The sequence below is a fragment of the Hymenobacter edaphi genome, assembly GCF_003258365.1.
Lineage (GTDB): Bacteria > Bacteroidota > Bacteroidia > Cytophagales > Hymenobacteraceae > Solirubrum > Solirubrum edaphi.
The window spans coordinates 134,532-153,567 of sequence record NZ_QHKM01000001.1 but is presented as its reverse complement, the minus strand read 5'-3'; the positions used below and the strand labels follow the sequence as shown (position 1 = coordinate 153,567).

Genomic DNA, 19,036 nt, shown 5'->3' with positions numbered 1-19,036 from the left:
CTGACGCGAGGCAGTAGCCAGCCTGACGATTGACATTGCTATCCGCCGAGATGTCTCGACTTCGCTCGACATGACGGGCTAATTCGCCCCTTGTGGCGGCCATTTCCGCCCGACACAACGACCCAAACGTCCTATTTACTCACTTCACCATCTCGCCACCGATGGTTATCCTGATCAAGCGCTTCGGCCAGTTGGGCAACCGCTTATTCCTCTTCGCCCACCTGGTGGCCAACGCCGCCGAGCACGGCTACGCCCTGGCCAACCCCAGCTTCAACGGCTACGCCCGCTACTTCCAGGCCCCGGCTACCGGCGACTTCGGCGGCCTGCCCGTACGCGTCAACGTGCTGCTGGGCAGCCGCTCCGAGCGTTGGCTGGAGCGCCTCTTTAATATGGTGCAGCGCCCGGCCGTGTTCGGGGCGCTGCAGCGGCTGCGGCGCCAGCTGCCCGCCCCGGCCCTGCCCGAGCTGCTCTACCTCGACGACGACCACGGCTACGACCTCAACCAGCCCGACTACCTTTCGCTGGCCCGCGGGCAGCGGCCGGTGCTGCTGCACGGCTGGTGCTTCCGCGACCGGCCCAACCTGCGCAAGCACGCCCGGCTGATCCGCGAGCTGTTTCAGCTCATCGAGCCGCACCGCACGGCCGTGGCTGCGGTGCTGGCCGCCGCCCGCCGCACGGCCGACGTGCTGGTGGGCGTGCACATCCGCCGCAGCGACTACGCCACCTACCTCGACGGCCGCTACTACTACGACGACGCCACCTACGCCCGCTTCATGCAGGCCGTGGCAGCCCAGTTGCCGGCCGGGCAGCGCGTGGCCTTCCTGGTAGCTTGCTCCGAGGAGCCGCCGCCCGCGGCCGCCTTTCCGGGCCTGCAGGTGCATTTTGCCTCCGGCCACTTCGTGGAGGACATGTACGCCCTGGCCGGCTGCGACTACCTGCTGGGGCCGCCCAGCTCCTACTCCATGTGGGCCTCGTTCTACGGCGAAGTCCCGCTGCTGCACCTGGAAACGCCTGATCAGCCCGTGCCGCTGGCCGAGTTCCAGGTCTACACCGACGACTAGCGCCCTTTCCCGCATTCCCGCTGCCGATGATTTTACGCTTCGCCCACTTCTTCTCGCTGCTGCTGCCGGGCACCTGCCTGCTGCTGCCCTCGTCCCAGTCGGGGGCCTTGCTGGGCGCCGACGTGCTGGTGGTGCGCCACGGCGGCCGCTACACCGGGCGCTTTACCAGTCCCAACTCCGCCATTCCCTGCGTGCGCATCAAAACCGACGAGCCGGTGGTGCTGGAAAACTGCGAGCTGCGCGGCGCGGGCGACCTGATAGTGGCCGAGCCGGGCGCCCGGCTGGTGGTGCGCTACTGCCGCGGCTACGGCCTCACGCCGAGCCTGGACAACGTCAGCCGGGGCCGGTTTCTGACGGCCGCCGGCGCCCGTAGCCTGCGCGTCGAGCACAACTACCTCGACCACACCATCGGCATCCTGGTGTATCAGTGGGTGGGCGACGGCAGCCCCGCCGAGACGCTCACCGTGCGCTACAACCGCGTGCGCAACATCGACGGGCGCTACCGCAACGGCGACGCCGACGCCACGGCCAGCTTCCTGGGGCTGAACCAGGTGCGCGGCGTGGCCAATGTGGACATTAGCTACAACGAGGTGGTGAACGAGCCCAACCAGTGCGCCACCGGCGACGTGGTGAACTTCTACAACTCCTCGGGCACCGCGCGCAGCCCCATCCGCTTCCACCACAACTACATCCAGGGCGCTTATCCCTACCCCGCCACGGCCCCGCACTACACCGGCACCGGCCTCACCACCGACGGCGACGGGGTATCGGCCCTCACCACCACGGCCTACGTGGATGCGGCCCACAACCAGATTGTGAGCACCTGCAACGCGGCCATGAACATTGCCGCCGGCCACCACATCCGCTTTCACCACAACCGCATGGTGACCAGCGGGCTGCTGCCCGATGGCCAGGCCCTGAAAGCCACCTACGCGGCCACCTCCATCTTCAATGCCTATCACCAGCCGGCCACGGTGTTTTTCGGCAACCGCGTCGACCACAACGTTATCGGCTACGCCAAGGCGGGGTACGCCGTGCCCCTGGCCGGCCGCCACGACCTGAGCAGCGGCAACTGCCCCGCTTGCGAGCAGAACGAACACCTGCCCAACCCCATCACGCTGGCCACCGAGCAACGGGAGTGGCAGCTCTGGCAGCAGAAGCTGCGCCGCCGGGGCATCCGGCTGGACGCCGGAACGCAGCCGGCCCCGCCGACGCCCCTGGCCCGCCGCTAACCAGCGCCAGCCGAGGCGCGCCGATAGCGTTTTTTTTCGAGTCCCCATCCGGCTGGCCCGGTGTTTTGTTAGCTGCCTATGCGCCGTCAAGCCTCCTGCGGGAGGCTTTTTTTATGGCCCGAGCGGCGGGTTGGCAAATCGACCCTGCCGATATCCTCTACCCGTTTGGGCGCACATTTTGCCAATTATATATTATAAAAGTTCAAATCAATATATTTTCACGAAGTATTGCCTTCTGCCATTTTTTTATACATTTGCAATACGCCGGAGCTGATGAAATTGAATTATTTCAATCCACACTCAGCAATACGGAACTCAGATATTTACCTGCGAGCCTCGTAACGGCTTTTGCAGTTGGACTCTGAGAATGGGAAGGCCCTGGCGGCCTTAGTAGTTGGAAAGTCAGTGATGTTGGAACAGCGCAGAAGGACAATGACTTCATTTACTGCATACACCCGGTTTTTTCAGGCCGCACCGCCCTAGCTCCGCCCGTGCGCCCACCCGCCGATCCTGCGCTGATTCTGATCAGCCAAGCCCGCCAGTCTGCCACCTCAGGCGTAAATCGGGAGCCTCAAAACGACTTGAGAACAATTGCACAAAAAAAATTAGCTCGCCGGAACGGATTGACTCCTTGCTCGGTTAAGCACTCAACAAACCCTATATAGGGTTTCTCATAAACAAAAACAGAATGCAAAAAACCTCTGGAAACATCCGGCCGCGGTTTGACCGTGAAATGTCCTCTGGTGCACGCTTTCTGCCGTTGGTGGCGCTCGTGCTGTTGGTAATGAATTTTCTGGCGCTGCCGCTCTCGGCCCAGAACGTTCCGAATGTAACGTTTCAAGGGCCCATCAACATTACCCAAGGCGGTACTTACACCGGTAACTACCGCAGCAATGACTCCAGCACCCCGGCCGTGACCATCAACACGTCGCAGCCGGTGATTCTGGAGGGCTGCATCATCGCCAGCGCCAGCGACCTGATTCGCGCTGGGGGCGGCAGCAACGTAACCATCCGCAACACCCAGGGCTACGGCCTGACGCCCACGATGGACAACGTGCCCCGCGGCCGCTTTATCGTCATCAGCGACGGGCGCAACCTGGTGGTGGAAAACAACTACATGGACCACACTTGCGGCATCGTGGTGTACCGCTGGACGGGCAACGGCTCGACTTCGGAGACGGTGCGCGTGCGCTACAACAAGGCCACGAACATCGACGGCCGCTTCCGGAACCAGATTTCGGGCACCGCGCAGGAGTACAACGGCAGCTTCATCGGCTTCAACACCGTGCAGGGCGTGGCCAACATGGAGGTGGCCTTCAACCAGGTCATCAACACGCCCAACGAATGCTCGACGGGCGACATCATCAACTTCTACAACGCCTCGGGCACGGCGTCGAGCCCGGTGCGGGTGCACGACAACTTCATCAAGGGGGCCTACCCCTACCCGGCCACCAGCACCAGCTACTCGGGCACGGGCATGACCACCGACGGTGACGGCTCGACCCCGAGCACGACCACGGCCTACGTGGAAGCCTACAACAACCAGTTTCTGGCCACCTCGAACGCGTCGATGAACATTGCCGCCGGCCACGACAACTACTACCACCACAACCGCCTGATTACCAGCTCGTACTTCCCCGATGGCACGCCGATGCGCGCCGTGTACGCCGCTACCTCGATCTTCAACTCCTACCAGATGCCGAGCAACGTGTTCTTCGGCAACCGCGTGGAAAACAACATCATCGGCTTCCGGAGCGTGAACTACAACATTCCCTACCCCGACCGCCACGACCTGAGCTACGGCAACTGCACCCCGTGCACCGGCACCACCCACCTGCCGAACCCCATCACGCTGGCCACGGAGGACAACGAGTTCACCCTGTGGCAGCAGAAGCTGCAGCAGAACGGCATCACTGTGGGCGCTAACGGCGCAGGCCCGGGCACCACGCCCTCGACCGGCACCGGCACCACCACGCCGACCGCCCCCTCGACCGGCACCGGCACCACCACGCCCTCGACGGGCAGCGGCAACACCGGCAGCACCCCGATGACCGGCCCGAGCGGCTACACCTTCTTCCGCGGCCTGAACCTGAACGGCCCGGCCGTGACCCTGGACGGCAACGCCTGGGAAGCCGCCAGCGGCGCCGCCGGCGTGAGCGTCAGCGCAACGCCTTACTCGGCCCCCACGGTGGCCCTGACCCCGAACACCGACGCGGCCCGCGCCGACATGATTCGCAACTTCGTGTACGGCCGCAACGTGACGGCCTCGGTCGGCAACGTGGCCAACGGCACCTACGGGGTATACCTCTACCTGTGGGAAGACAACAACGCTGAAACCTACGACATCTCGGTGCAGGGCCAGACGGTGCGCGCCGGCTTCAACAGCGGCGCGGCCGGCAGCTGGCAGCGCGTGGGCCCCTTCACGGCCAACGTAACCAACGGCACCATCTCGGTGGCTACTTCGGGCGGCGACGCCAACCTCTCGGGCATCGAAATCTGGAAGCAGAGCACGGCCGCCGCCAACCAGAACCCGACCGTGACCCTGACGGCCGCCAGCTCGGTGACGGTGAACACGGCCCTGGGCCTCGCGGCTTCGGCCACCGACCCCGACGGCACCATCGCCAAGGTGGAGTTCTTCAACGGCACGACCAAGCTCGGCGAAGACACCTCGGCCCCGTACTCGCTGAACTACACCCCCACGGCCACCGGCACCCTCGCGCTGACGGCTAAGGCGACGGACAACGCCGGCGGCACGGCCACCTCCACGGCCGTCAACGTAACGGTAGCTGCCGCTCCCACCACGACCCCTCCCGCCACGGGCGGCGGCACCACCGCAGGCCCGACCGGCTACACCTTCTTCCGGGGCCTGAACGTAAACGGCTCGGCCCTGACCCTGGACGGCAACGCCTGGGAAGCCGGCAACGCGGCCGGCGTGAGCTACAGCGGCGGCTCGCCCCTGACCAACAGCACGGTGGCCCTGAACCCGAGCACCGACGCCTCGCGCACCGACCTGATCCGCTCCTTCATCTGGGGCTACCACGTGACGGCCTCGGTGGGCAACGTGACCAACGGGACCTACGCCGTGTACCTCTACGTATTCGAGGATAACAACCCCGAAACCTACGACATCACGGTGGAAGGCCAGAAAGTACGCGCCGGCTTCAACAGCGGCTCGGCCGGCAGCTGGCAGCGCGTGGGCCCCTTCACGGCCAACGTAACGGACGGCAACATCTCGGTGGACCTGCAGGGCGGCGCGGCCAACCTCTCGGGCATCGAAATCTGGAAGCAGGGCACGACCACCACCACCCCGACCACGCCTCCGACGACCACCCCGACGACGCGCACCCTCTTCCGCGCCATCAACGTGAACGGCAGCGCCACGACCATCGACGGGCTGAACTTCGAAGCCGGCAACACGGCCGCCAGCGTTAGCACCAACGGCACCCGCCTGGCTACGCCCAACGTGACGCTGAACCCGGCCACCGACGCCGCCCGCGCGGGCATGATCCGCTCCTTCGTGTACGGCCAGAACCTGCGCTACGCCGTGACCAACGTGCCCAACGGCACCTACGAAGTGGCTTACTACCTCTTCGAGGACAACGCCGCCGAAACCTTCAGCGCGACGGTGAACGGCCAGACGCTGCTGACCAACTACAACAGCGGCGCAGCCGGCACCTGGCGCAAGACCACCCCGCTGCGGGTGACGGTGACCAACGGCCAGATCCTGCTCCAGACCAGCGGCGGCTACGCCAACGTCTCGGGCGTGGAAATCTTCAAGGTCCAGTAATTTTCCACCAGCTCCTCGGTACAGCGCCCGGCCCCCAAGGCCGGGCGCTGTTGCGTTTTGGGGGCAGCCGGAGCACCCGCCGGCCAACGCGCGCCCCAAGGCCGTGCCCAAGCGCGCTACCGGGGCTGCGGCGGTTTTCCGGGGTCCGATTTTCCTTGCCCGACGCCCAAGCGTCGGGCTTTTTTGTGCTTAGCCCTTGGCTATATAATTATTCCGGTCAATTAAATAATTTTTCCTACAACAACCATTGCAATTACCAATTCTAATGCAATTATTTGCTGGCAAAGTTCTACATTTCTGCTTTTACGAACTCTCCACCACTTCACCTTCTCTGCCCATGAAGCGTGCCCTCATTACCGGCATTACCGGCCAGGACGGAGCTTATCTGGCTGAATTGCTCCTCAGCAAAGGCTACGAGGTTCACGGCATCAAGCGCCGCTCCTCGCTGTTCAACACCGACCGCATCGACCACCTCTACCAGGACCCGCACGAAGCGGAAGTGCGCTTCAAGCTGCACTACGGCGACCTGACGGACTCGACAAACCTGATCCGCATCATTCAGGAGGTGCAGCCCGACGAGATTTACAACCTCGGCGCCATGTCGCACGTGAAGGTGTCCTTCGACACGCCCGAGTACGTGGCCGACGTCGACGGCATCGGCACGCTGCGGCTGCTGGAGGCCGTGCGTATTCTGGGCCTGACGCGCAAGACGCGCATCTACCAGGCTTCGACCTCGGAGCTGTACGGGCTGGTGCAGGAAGTGCCGCAGCGCGAGACGACGCCGTTTTACCCTCGCTCGCCCTACGCCGTGGCCAAGCTCTACGGCTTCTGGATTACGGTGAACTACCGCGAGGCCTACGGCATGTACGCCTGCAACGGCATCCTGTTCAACCACGAAAGCCCGCTGCGCGGCGAAACCTTCGTGACCCGCAAAATCACCCGCGGGGTGAGCCGCATCGGGCTGGGGCTGCAGGACAAAATCTACCTGGGTAACCTGGACGCGCGCCGCGACTGGGGCCACGCCAAAGATTACGTGGAAGCCATGTGGCGCATTCTGCAGCAGGACACGCCCGAGGACTTCGTCATTGCCACCGGCGTGACGACCACCGTGCGCGACTTCGTGCGCATGGCCTTTGCCGAGCTGGGCGTGGAGCTAACCTTCTTCGGCGAGGGCGCCGACGAAACCGGCCACGTGGTGGCCTGCCACCACCCCGACTACCAGCTGCCGCTGGGCAAGGAAGTGGTGGCCGTGGACCCCACCTACTACCGCCCCACCGAGGTGGAGCTGCTCATCGGCGACCCGACCAAGGCGCAGCAGAAGCTGGGCTGGACGCCCCGCTACGACCTGCCCGCGCTGGTGCAGGACATGATGCAGGCCGACCTGGAAGTGTTCCGCCGCGACGCCGTGCTGCTCGAAGCCGGCCACCGCGTGCTCAATTACTATGAATAGCTGTGAAGTGGTGAGCTGGTGAAATCGTGAGTGCCGCACTGGCTGCGCATGGTGCGCAGCTCCGCGTCGCTCAAACATCAACTCACCAGTTCACCACTCACAATTTCACCCCTTCACCTTTTCTCAACATGGACCTGAACGCCAAAATCTACGTGGCGGGCCACCGTGGCATGGTGGGCTCGGCTTTCGTGCGGCGCCTGCGCCGCGCCGGCTACACCAACATCATCACCCGCACGTCCAAGGAACTGGACCTGCGCGACCAGGCCGCCGTGGCCGCTTTCTTCACCGAGGAGCAGCCCGAGTACGTGATGCTGGCCGCCGCCAAGGTGGGCGGCATCTACGCCAACAACACCTACCGCGCCGACTTTCTGTACGACAACCTCATGATTGAGGGCAACGTGCTCGACCAAGCCTACCGCCACGGGGTGAAAAAGCTGCTGTACCTGGGCTCGTCGTGCATCTACCCCAAGCTGGCCCCGCAGCCCATCCGCGAGGAGTACCTGCTGACCGGGCAGCTGGAGCCCACCAACGAGCCCTACGCCATATCCAAGATTGCCGGCCTGAAGATGTGCGAGGCCTACCGCGACCAGCACGGCTGCAACTTCATCACGGTGATGCCCACCAACCTCTACGGCCCGCACGACAACTACGACCTGCAGAACTCGCACGTGATGGCGGCGCTGCTGCGCAAATTCAGCGAAGCGGCCGACCTGAACCTGCCCGAGGTGACCGTGTGGGGCACCGGCGCGCCCTGCCGCGAGTTCTTGCACGTGGACGATCTGGCCGACGCCTGCCTGCACCTGATGCTGCACTACGACGGCCGCGAGCCGGTGAACGTGGGCACCGGCGAAGATTTGACCATCCGCGAGCTGTCGGGCCTGCTGGCCGAGCTGACGGGCTTCCGCGGCGAGGTCGTGTTCGACAGCAGCAAGCCCGACGGCACCATGCGCAAGCTGCTCGACGTGAGCCGCCTGCACGGCCTGGGCTGGCACCACCAGATCAGCCTGCGCGAGGGGCTGGCCCGCACCATTGCCGACGCCGAGTGGCGCCGCCTGCTGGCCCCGCAAGCCGCGCCGATGCTGGCAGCCTGAGCCGGGCGAGTCTCCACCCTCTGACCCCGCTTCCGCCATGCATCAGCTACTGGAAAGAGCCCAACGCCGCGCCGGCCGCCTGCTACGCGAGTGGCTGCCCCTGAATCTGCACTACCGCCCGGTGGGCATTCATGCCCGCAGCCGGGAGCTGCCCGAGGTACCCGGAGCCGCCGCCGCCTACTACGAAGTGGTGGCGGCCCACACCTCGCACACCGACATTCCGGCGGCGTTCTACGAGGCTGCTTCGGCCTACGGCGGGCACCTGCACAGCAAGCCCCCGCGCACCGAGGACGTGCCCGCGGCTTTCGTGCTGGAGCTGCGCGGCGGCCGCCTCTATGCCGACAACAACGACTCGGTGGCCGTCATAGCCGCCGACGACCGGCTGGTGGGCGACGCCTCGTTTCAGTACACCAACAAAACCTGGGAAACCATCCGGCCCGCGGACAACAACATCTTCCGGCAGGCTTACTTCCTGGAGCCCGTGCCCGTGACCGGTACCGTGTGCAGCCTGCTCTCGGGCGGCGGGGCAGCCATCGGCAACTACTACCACTGGCTGATCGACTCGCTGCCGCGCCTGCACCTGCTGCAGGCCGCCGGGCTGCTGCCGGAGGTGGACTACTTCCTGGTGTACAACCGCGACTGGCGCTTCGTGCAGCAGACGCTGGCGCCGCTGGGCATCCGGCCCGAGCAGATCATCGACGTGCGCACCCACCGCCACCTGCGCGCCGACCGCCTGCTGGTAACTTCGCCGGTGCGCGGCACCGGGGCGCACACGCCGGAGTGGGCCTGCGACTTTCTGCGCCGCCGCTACCTGCCGCCCGACCCGGCGCTGGTGGAGGCCCGCAAGTTCTCGCCCTACGTGTACATCAGCCGCCGCGACGCCGACGCCCGCCACGTGCTCAACGAAACCGCCGTGGAGGAACTGCTGCGCCCCTACGGCTTCCGCACCTACGTGCTCAGTCAGCTCAGCTTTGCCGAAAAGGTAGCGCTGTTTGGCGGAGCCAAGGCCATTGTGGCCCCGGTGGGCGCCGGGCTGAGCAACCTGGCGTTTACCGCTCCCGGCACGCCGGTGCTGGAGCTGCTGCCCCAGGGCTTCGTGGTGCCCGATTTCATGGAGCTGAGCTACCGCCTCGGCCTGAATTACCGGTGGCTGGTGTGCCCGAATGCGCAGGCCGCCACCAACCTCGGCGACGCCCGCCGGGAGCATCTGACCGTCGACCTGGACGCCTTGCGCCCCTCCCTTACCCACCTGCTCGGCCAGCCGGCCGCAGCGGTGGCTCCCTGACGCCCGCGGCCGCGGGGCGCCACCCCCCGGGCCCGTTTCTTCTTCTGACTTCCGCCAGTCATGGGTGCTAGTACTCCTTCCGTTTTGCTGTCCATCGTGAGTTGGAACAGCGCCGCCACCATCGAAGCCTGCCTGCGCTCGGTGCTGCGGCAGAGCTACCGCGACTTCGTGGTGTGGGTGGTCGACAACGCCTCGGCCGACGACACCTGCGCCCGCGTGGCCGCCCTGGCCGCCACCGATGCCCGCGTGCGCCTGCACCGCCTGCCCCAAAACACCGGCTTCTGCGGCGGCCACAACTACGCCCTCGACCGCACCCGCACCGACTACGTGCTGCTGGTGAATCCCGACGTGGACATGGCCCCCGACTACCTGGCCCGGGCCCTCTCGGCCATGCAGCGCGACGCCCGCATCGGGGCCGTGTGCGGGCTGCTGGTGCAAAGCCACGACGCGGACCCGCGCATCGACTCGGCCGGGCTGCTGGCCCTGCCGGGCGGGCGCTACGGCCTGCGCCACCACAACGAGCTGCTCAGCCAGACCACCGTGCAGCCCGGCTGGGTGGCCGGCGCCGACGGGGCCCTGCCCCTCTACCGCCGCCGCTTCATCGACGATTTGCGGGTGGAAGGCCAGTTCTTCGACGAGCGGTTCTTCGCCCACAAGGAAGACTGGGACGTGGCCTGGCGCGGCGAGCTGTACGGCTGGCGCACCTGGCTGGAGCCGGGCTGCCGGGCCGTGCACCCGCGCGTGTTCCGGCCCGGCAACTGGGCCCTGCGCCAGCGCCTGAACGGGGCCATCAAGGCCGACGCGGTGAAAAACCAGCTGCTGCTGCTTATCAAGAACGCGCCGGCGGGCCAGGCGCTGCGCACCTGGCTGCGGGCCCTGCCCCGGCAGCTGGCCATCCTGCTGTTTCTGGTGCTGCGCGAGCCCCGCTCCCTGACGGCCTACCGCTACGTGTGGCGGCACCGCCGGGCCCTGTGGGGCGCCCGGCAGCGCGTGCAGGCCCGGGCCCGGCGCGGCTGGCAGCCCCCGGCCGAGCGGCCGCTGCCGGTGGCCCCGCTGCTGAGCATCTGCGTGCCCTGCTACCACCGGCCCGAGCTGCTGAGCCGCGCCCTGGCCTCCATTGGTCCGCTGCCGGCCGAGGTGGAAGTGCTGGTATCCGACAACTCGGTGGCCGACGACGCCTGCGAGGAAGCCGCCCACCGCCTGCTCACGCCCCAGCCCGCCGGCCAGTGGCGCTACTACCGCAACCCCGCCGGCAGCACCGCCGTCGACAACTTCCGGCTGTGCCTGCAGCGCGCCCGCGGCCGCTACGTGCTGCACCTGCACGACGACGACTACCTGCTGGCCGGGGGCCTGGCGCTGCTGCTCGGCACCCTGCGCCGGGTGCAGACCAGCCACCAAGCCGTGCTCTTCGGGGTGGAAGTGGTGGACATGGAGCGCCGCCTGCTGCGCCACCAGCAGGTAAGCCAGGAAACCTACCTGCCGCCCGCCGAAGCCGTGGAACAGCTGCTGACCAACTCCTCGTTTGTGCGCATTCCGGCCATCGTGGTGAGCCGCGCGGCCTACGCCGAAGCGGGCGGCCTCGACGAAAGCCTGGGCAGCACCGGCGACACCGACCTCTGGGCCCGCGTATTTGCCCGGCACGGCGTGCTGCGGACGCCCGCCCGCGTGGCGGCCTACACCGTGCATGCCGCGGCCATCACGGCCCGCATGTTCACGCCGCCCACCATCGACAACCTGCTGCGCATCTTCGAGAAGGTGCGCGCCACCGGCCTGCTGCCCGAGCCCCGGCTGCGCCGCGCCCAGGCCCACTTCTTTCACCAGTTCATCCTGGCCGGGGCCTACCGCAGCCTGCAGCAGCACGACGCCGACGCCGCGCGCCAGGTGCTGGAGCTCTTTGAGTTGCCCGCCCTGCGCCAGCTCCCCGTTCCGGCCCGCTGGGCCCCGGCCCGTCTGGGCCTGGCGGCCCTGCTGCTGAGCGCGCCGCGCTTTCCAAACGCGGGCACCACGGCCGGTCCGGCCAGCGCCCGCACGCCCGCCCCGGCGTCGGCACCCGCCCCGGCTCACTGACCGGCGGGCCCACGCTTTACCGGCCCGCCGCGGCCTACTTCTCCACCAACAACCGCTTTCGTCATGATTATTATCGACAAACTGCTGGCCGCCCGGCAGCGCGCCGGCCGGCCCATCCGAGTAGGCCTGTGGGGCGCGGGCGAAATGGCCCAGGGCATGGTCAACCAGGTGATGCGCTACACGCCGGGCATGGAAGTCAGCGTCATTGCCAACCGCACCCTCGCCAAGGCCCACCAGGCCTACGCCTACACCGGCCACGTGGCCCGCGAGTGCAGCAGCCGCGCCGCGCTGCAGGCCTGCCTCGATGCGGGCCAGCTGGCCGTGGTCGACGACGGGGAACTGCTCTGCGAGGTCGAGGGGCTGGATTTGCTGGTGGAGTGCACCGGCACCATCCACTACGCCGCCGGGCTGGTGATGAAGGCCATTGCCCACGGGCGTAACGTACTGCTGTTCAACCCCGAAGTAGACGCGCTGCTCGGCCCCATCCTGAAGGTGTACGCCGACCAGGCCGGGGTGCTGCTCAGCGGCTGCTCCGGCGACCAGCCCGGCTGCATCATCGATCTGTACCGCTTCGTGCAGGGCATGGGCCTCACACCGCTGCTGTGCGGCAATATCAAAGGGCTGCAGGACTACTACCGCAACCCCACCACCCAGGCCGGCTTCGCCGCGCAGTGGCACCTGACGCCCGAGATGGTGACCAGCTTTGCCGACGGCACCAAAATCAGCATCGAGCAGGCCACCGTGGCCAACGCTACCGGCATGCAGGTGGCGCGGCGCGGCATGTACGGCTACCGCCACGACGGCCACGTGGACGACATGACCTCCTGGTATGATATCGACGAGCTGAAGCGCCTGGGCGGCATCGTAGATTACGTGGTGGGCCCCAAGCCCGGGCCGGGCGTGTTCGTGTACGCCACCACCGACGACCCCAAATCCCGGCACTACCTGGCTTACGGCAAGCTGGGGCCCGGGCCGCTGTACTCGTTCTACCAGCCCTACCACCTGATTTACGCCGAAATTCCGCACTCCATTGCCCGCCTCGTGCTGCTCGAAGACGTGACCATGGCCCCGCTCGGTGCCCCGGTGGTGGAGGTCATCACGCTGGCCAAGACCCCCCTGGCGGCCGGCCACTGCCTCGACGGCCTCGGCGGCTACGACACCTACGGGCAGTGCGAAAACGCCGGCACCGCCCGCCAGCAGAACCTGCTGCCCGTGGGCCTGGCCGAAGGCTGCGTGCTGCGCCGCGAGGTGCCCCGCGACGCGGCCCTGACCTTCGACGACGTGATTCTGCCCGCAGAAAACCTGGTGCAACGCCTCTGGCGCGAGCAGCAGGCCCGCTTCTTCCCGCACCTGCAGGCCCAGGCGCTGCCGGCCGCGACGGCGCTGGCGTAGGGCCTCACCCCCCGGCCCCCTCTCCAAAAGAGAGGGGGAGCCGGCCGTCAGCAACGGCATCGTTCTGACGACGCGGGGCCGCTCCGCTCGCGCTGCGCGGCCCCGCCTGTTCTATCAATTCTCTTCTCCACCAGTAACGTCCGCGCCGCCGCGGCTCCCCCTCTCCCCTTGGAGAGGGGGCCGGGGGGTGAGGCCCCTTCCAATGGAAGCCGTAGCCACCACAACCGATAACCGCATCCTCCGCGAAGACCTGGCGGCGGTATACGCCACGCTCACCGCCGCCGAGCGGGCTAAATTTCAGGACGCCACCGTGCTCATCACCGGCTGCGGGGGGTTTCTGGGGTATTTTTTCATGCACTTCTTCGCCGAGTACGCCCCCGAGCTGGGCCTGCGGCGGGTGGTGGCCCTGGAAAATTTCCTGACCGGCACCAAGGACTGGCTGCAGGAGCTGACGGCCCGCCACCCCGAGCTGCTGGAGCTGCACGAGTTCAACGTCATCACCGACGACGTGGCCGCCGTGCCCGGCGCGGCCGAGGCCGACCTCGTCATTCACCTGGCCTCCATTGCCTCGCCCACCTTCTACCGCATCTACCCGCTCGAAACCGTGGATGCGAACGTGACCGGGCTGCGCCGCCTGCTCGATTATTACGCCGAGCGGCCCCTGCGCGGGTTTCTGTTCTTCTCGAGCAGCGAGATTTACGGCGACCCGCAGCCCGAGTTCATTCCCACGCCCGAGGACTACCGCGGCAACGTGGCCAGCATCGGCCCCAGGGCCTGCTACGACGAGGCCAAGCGCTTCGGCGAAACGCTGTGCTACCTGTTTGCGCAGAAGTACGGCATGCCCGTAGCCATTGCGCGGCCCTTCAACAACTACGGGCCGGGCATGAGCCTCGGCGACCGGCGCCTGCCGGCCGACTTTGCCCAGGCCGTAGTGGAAGGCCGCGACCTGGAAATCCTCTCCGACGGCTCGCCCACGCGCACGTTCTGCTACATCTCCGACGCCATCAGCGGCTACCTGAAGGTGCTGCTGCACGGCCGGTTCGACGTGTTCAACATCGGCCAGGACCAGCCCGAGCTGTCGGTGCGGCAGTTCGCGGAGCTGTTTACGGCCGCCGGGCGCGACATTTTCGGTTACCCGGGCCGCATCACGTTCCAGACCTCAGCGGACCGGGAATACCTGACGGACAACCCCAACCGGCGCTGCCCCGACCTGGCCAAGGCCCGCGCGGTGCTCGGGTACCGGCCCGCCGTCGACGTGGCCGCGGGCATCCGCCGCTACCTGCAGTTTCTCCACCACTCCCTTACCCGCAGCGTCTCATGATTACCGTACTCGGATTGGGCTTCGTGGGGCTGACCACCGCCCTGGGCTTCAGCAAGAAAGGCTTCAAGGTTTACGGCATCGACGTGGACGCGGCGCGGGTGGAGAGCATCCGCCGCTACGCGGTGCCCTTCTACGAGCCGCACCTGGAGGAGGCGCTGCGCGAGGAGCTGGGCCACAACTTTGTGGTGGACGCGTCGCTGGCCGACGCCGTCAACGACAGCCGCGCCGTCATCATCTGCGTGGGCACGCCGGGCCTGCCCGACGGCCAGGCCAACCTCACCTACCTGCTCGACGCGGTGCGCCAGGTTTTCGCCGCCAGCGACGCCGACTACCGGGTGCTGGTGGTGAAGTCGACGGTGCCGCCCTCCACGGTGGTGCGCGCGGTGCAGCCCTACGTGGCCGAGCTGTGCCAGCAGTACGGCAAGCAGCTGGGCCTGGCCTCGAACCCGGAGTTTCTGCGCGAGGGCCACGCCTGGAACGACTTCATGCACCCCGACCGGGTGGTAGTGGGCGTGCAGGACGAGGCGGCCAAGGAGGTGCTCACGGAACTGTACCTGCCCTTCAATGCGCCGGTGCACTTCGTGGATTTCAGCACGGCCGAGTTCGTGAAGTACCTCTCCAACACGCTGCTCTCGACGCTGGTGAGCTTCGCCAACGAAATGGCCATGATTGCGCACCACATCGGCGGCATCGACGTGCCGGCCGCTTTCCAGCTGCTGCACCAGGACCGGCGCTGGTCGGGCGCGCCGGCGGCCATGGCCAGCTACGTATTTCCGGGCTGCGGCTACGGCGGCTACTGCCTGCCCAAGGACACGGCCGCGCTCAACAGCATTGCCCAGACCCACGGCTACCAGCCCCGCATGCTGCCGGCCAACCTGCAGATCAACGAGGACATCAAGGACTTCGTGGTGGCGCAGATTGCCGCCCGGCTCGGGCCGCACCAGCACCTGGGCATCCTGGGCCTCTCCTTCAAAAGCGGCTCCGACGACGTGCGCCTGAGCCCGAGCCGGGCCATCATCGAGAAGCTGCGCGCCCGCGGCTACACCCGCATCATGGCCTACGACCCGATGGCCAACGAGGCCTTTGCCCGCGAAACCCAGCTGCCCATTGCCTACGCCAGCTCCCTGCCTGAGTTGGTGGAGCAGTCCGACGCGCTGGTGCTGCTCACCAGCTGGCCCGAGTTCCGGCAGCAGCGCGAGCTGCTGGCCAGCAAGCCGCTGTTTGACTTCCGCTACGCCCTCGCGGAGCCCCAGGCGCACAGCGTGCCGGTGCCCGCGGGGCGCTGAGCCCCGCCCGCCGACTTTCAAGCGCCGCTTTCCGCCGGGGAAGCGGCGCTTTTGGCGTTGGCGCGGGCCCGGGCGCCGCGGGCGCGCCCAGCACCAGGCACCCAATCAGCGCGTAACCTACCGCCTCGCAGAGCATTGTGCCGCCCCACATCCGGCTTCACCACCGGGCGCGGCCTGGGCGGCCACTGCAGGCTAACGCTGCCGCCAGACCGCCCTTGCCGGGCCCCGACAGGACGGTGCGGCGGCTGCCGGCAGCCGATGGACACGGCGCCGGCGGCCCCCTGAATAACAACGCCGCCGGCCTCTTGCGAGACCGACGGCGCGGCACCTAAGCATCGAAACTGCTCCACCTTTCAGTTTCGCACTCGGTACACGGGTTGCACGGCGCGGCCGTGCAGGTATTGGTCGAGGCCCTCGTTGAGGGCGCGGCGGTACACGGCCAGGGCCTCGTGGATTCGTTCGGCGGTGAGTTCAATATCGGCGGGCTGGTGGGCATAGCTCACGATGAGCGAGGGCAGCAGCAGGCCGCGGCGCAGCGTTTCCTGCAAAAACAGCGTGCGGAAGCCCTGCGAAGGCAGCCCGGCCGCGTCGCGGGTGGCGTACACCAGGCACTGCGGCGGCCCCTGCAGGCGGAAGTAGTCGGCCAGGCCGTGCGCGGCAATGGACTGCTCCAGCAGGCGGCGCAGGTAGCTCCCGGCCTCGCGCAGGTGCTCGATGACCGGCTCGCGGCGGTAGGTGGCCAGCACTTCGCGCATGGCGGCCAGCGCGTGGCTTTCGGCGCCGTAGGTGGTTGAGAGCAGGAACACGCGGTCCTGGTTGTGGTGCAGGCCGCCCAGCGCCATCAGCTCGCGCCGGCCGGTGAGGGCGGCCACGCTGAAGCCGTTGCCCAGGCCCTTGGCCCAGGTGCTCAGGTCGGGGCGCACGCCGTGCACGGCCTGGGCCCCGCCCACGTGCCAGCGCAGCCCGGTGATGATTTCATCGAAGATGAGCACGGCGCCGTGCTCGTCGCAGAGGCGGCGCAGCCCGGGCAGGAAACCGGGGGCCGGGGGCACGTCCTTTTCCACTTCGAGGATCAGGCAGGCCACCTGGCCCGGATGCGCCCGAAACAGCTGCTCCACCGAGGCCAGGTCGTTGTAGCGAAAGGTCAGCGTCAGCTCGCGCACGGCCGCCGGAATGCCCGCCCGCACCGCGGTGGTACCGATAAACCAGTCGTCGCAGGAGAAGAAGGGGTGGTCCTGGCACAGGGCCACCAGGTCGCGCCCGGTGGCGGCGCGGGCCAGCTTCACGGCGGCCGACGTCACGTCGGAGCCGTTTTTGGCGAATTTCACCATGTCGCCGGCGCCGGTGGTGGCCAGAAAGTCCTCGGCCGCGCGCAGCTCCAGCACGGTGGGCCGGCCCACGTTGGTGGTGCCCCGGCTGATTTCGCGCTGGGCGGCTCGCACCACCGGGGCAAAGGCGTGGCCCAGCGTGACGGCGCGCAGCCCCATGCCGTATTCCACGAAAGCGTGGCCGTCGGCATCCCACACGCGGCAGCCGCGGCCGCGCACCAGGTACGGCGCCAGGCCCTCGGGAAACTGGTCGTCGCCCTTGGCGTAGGTGTGGCTGCCGCCCGGAATGGCGGCGTGAAAGCGGGACTGCAGCGCCTGCGAAGCCGGCAAGCGGCGGGGCAGCAGCTGATCGGGGGCCGCTACGGGCGGGCAGACGGGGGGCGAAGCGGAGGCGGTAAGCATCATCGGCGGAAACAAGGTGGAGAGTTCGGGACGGCGACGAGCCGGTGCGGGCGGCAGCCCGGGCGCCGGCGAAGTGGCGGGCGCCTCAGAGCACGAGGCTGTCCCCGGTAAAGCCGAGCTGCCGGGCCTGGGCCATAATTTCGGCGGCGTACGTCGGGTTGGTTATCAGCAGCAGGTCGGGCTGGTAGTCCAGCAGCTGCTCCGGCGCAATGACCGGGTGCGCCGTGAGGGGCAGAAACTGGCCCTGCCGGCGCGGGTAGATGTCGACCACGGCCGGCACGGTATCGGCCAGGTCGAAGGTGTTCAGGAAGGTGATGGCGCGCGAGCCGGCGCCCCAGCCGATGACGCGCTGGCCGCTGCGGCGCAGTTCGTCCACGCGGTCCTGCCACTGCTCCATCACGGCGCGGGCCGAGCGGCCGAAGGCGCGCACGGCGGCGGGCGTGGCCGGGTCGTCGGTGGGCGCGAGGGTGGCCGGGGCGGGCACGGCGGCGGGGCGGGCCGTCAGGCCCAGGTACTCGCCGTGCCAGCAAGGCTGCACATCGAGCACCTCGAAGCCGGCGCTGCGGAACAGGTACGCGAGCGAGGCGGGCGTAAACCAGGACGCGTGCTCGTTGACGATGTTCCACACCACCTGCTGGCCGATGTCGTAGAGCGCGTTGGGCACTTCCACGTACACGATGGGCGCGGTGCCGGCCGGAATGGCGGCCCGCAGGTCGCGCACAAACTGCGTGACGTGGCCGGCCAGCACATTGAGCATGTGGCGGCAGCTGATGAAGGTAGCCCCTTCGAGCACGTGCGCGGTGGCCGGCCCGAAGTAGTCCTTCACAAACGTGACGCCCAGCGCCTCGTTGGACCCCGCGGGCAGGCCGAACGGCGAGGCGTAGCCCGGGTCGATGCCCAGGCCGGTATTGCCGCCCAACCGGCAGAGCGTACGCAGGAAGTCCCCGTCGCCGCAGCCGATGTCCACGATGCGGCCGTGGCGCAGGTTGTAGCGCTCCACCAGGTCGGTGGCCAGCCCCAGCGTGAAGGCCCGGAACGAGGGCGAAAACTCCAGGGAGAAGTCGTTGCGGGTGTGGGTGATTTTGCTGGCCTCGTAGGCCTCGTTGTGGATGTAGTGGCAGTGCGGGCAGAAAGCCAGCCGGATGTCGGTGGTCGGCGCGTGCCGGGCCTGCTCGACGGTGGGCCAGAGGATGCCCGACTGCGTGGGCACGCCGTGGGTTTCGAAAAACACTTCGCCGGCGGCGGAGCCGCACACCGGGCAGGGCTGGGTGGCCGCAGTGGTGGCCGGGGCAGTGGTAAGCAGTTCGGTTTCCATAAGGCTGGTGGACGCTAAT

General features: G+C 67.6%; 12 protein-coding genes. 10 read left to right on the top strand and 2 right to left on the bottom strand.

The genetic code is table 11. The features are described from left to right. Window positions 1-161: 161 nt before the first annotated feature. The 10 genes from DLM85_RS00460 (at window position 162) to DLM85_RS00415 (ending at window position 15,972) form a co-directional block, all read left to right on the top strand. Complete coding sequence (locus DLM85_RS00460; protein WP_111476108.1) at window positions 162-1,061, top strand: O-fucosyltransferase family protein; 900 nt, start codon at window positions 162-164, stop codon at window positions 1,059-1,061. 26 nt (window positions 1,062-1,087) lie between these two features. Continuing rightward, complete coding sequence (locus DLM85_RS00455) at window positions 1,088-2,293, top strand: hypothetical protein (RefSeq protein WP_111476107.1); 1,206 nt, start codon at window positions 1,088-1,090, stop codon at window positions 2,291-2,293. A gap of 784 nt (window positions 2,294-3,077) precedes the next feature. Beyond that, complete coding sequence (locus tag DLM85_RS00450; RefSeq protein ID WP_165821953.1) at window positions 3,078-6,080, top strand: Ig-like domain-containing protein; 3,003 nt, start codon at window positions 3,078-3,080, stop codon at window positions 6,078-6,080. A gap of 337 nt (window positions 6,081-6,417) precedes the next feature. After that, the gene (gmd, locus tag DLM85_RS00445; RefSeq protein ID WP_111476105.1) at window positions 6,418-7,530 is read left to right on the top strand and encodes a GDP-mannose 4,6-dehydratase; all 1,113 of its coding nucleotides are present in this window, start codon (window positions 6,418-6,420) and stop codon (window positions 7,528-7,530) included. 128 nt (window positions 7,531-7,658) lie between these two features. Continuing rightward, window positions 7,659-8,621: a GDP-L-fucose synthase family protein gene (locus DLM85_RS00440; protein WP_111476104.1), complete on the top strand. Its 963-nt coding sequence runs from the start codon at window positions 7,659-7,661 to the stop codon at window positions 8,619-8,621. A 37-nt stretch (window positions 8,622-8,658) separates the two neighbouring features. Next, window positions 8,659-9,906 carry a glycosyltransferase family 61 protein gene (locus tag DLM85_RS00435; RefSeq protein ID WP_111476103.1) on the top strand — a complete coding sequence of 416 codons (1,248 nt, stop codon included), beginning with the start codon at window positions 8,659-8,661 and terminating at the stop codon, window positions 9,904-9,906. A 60-nt stretch (window positions 9,907-9,966) separates the two neighbouring features. Beyond that, the gene (locus tag DLM85_RS00430) at window positions 9,967-11,973 is read left to right on the top strand and encodes a glycosyltransferase family 2 protein (protein WP_111476102.1); all 2,007 of its coding nucleotides are present in this window, start codon (window positions 9,967-9,969) and stop codon (window positions 11,971-11,973) included. Window positions 11,974-12,036: 63 nt separating this feature from the next. Beyond that, window positions 12,037-13,365, top strand: coding sequence for an NAD(P)H-dependent oxidoreductase (locus DLM85_RS00425; protein WP_111476101.1), 1,329 nt, complete (start codon window positions 12,037-12,039; stop codon window positions 13,363-13,365). Window positions 13,366-13,567: 202 nt separating this feature from the next. Continuing rightward, window positions 13,568-14,686 (top strand): NAD-dependent epimerase/dehydratase family protein, encoded by a 1,119-nt coding sequence (locus DLM85_RS00420; RefSeq protein ID WP_111476100.1) that lies wholly within the window; start codon window positions 13,568-13,570, stop codon window positions 14,684-14,686. Beyond that, window positions 14,683-15,972: a UDP-glucose dehydrogenase family protein gene (locus tag DLM85_RS00415; protein ID WP_111476099.1), complete on the top strand. Its 1,290-nt coding sequence runs from the start codon at window positions 14,683-14,685 to the stop codon at window positions 15,970-15,972. Before DLM85_RS00420 ends, DLM85_RS00415 begins: the two co-directional genes overlap by 4 nt. A 353-nt stretch (window positions 15,973-16,325) precedes the next feature. Here the strand turns inward: DLM85_RS00415 and DLM85_RS00410 are convergent, their stop codons facing one another. Further along, complete coding sequence (locus tag DLM85_RS00410; RefSeq protein WP_207890935.1) at window positions 16,326-17,705, bottom strand: glutamate-1-semialdehyde 2,1-aminomutase; 1,380 nt, start codon at window positions 17,703-17,705, stop codon at window positions 16,326-16,328. Window positions 17,706-17,787: 82 nt separating this feature from the next. After that, entirely contained in the window at window positions 17,788-19,017 is a 1,230-nt protein-coding gene (locus DLM85_RS00405) for a class I SAM-dependent methyltransferase (RefSeq protein ID WP_111476098.1), read from the bottom strand. Window positions 19,018-19,036 lie beyond the last annotated feature (19 nt).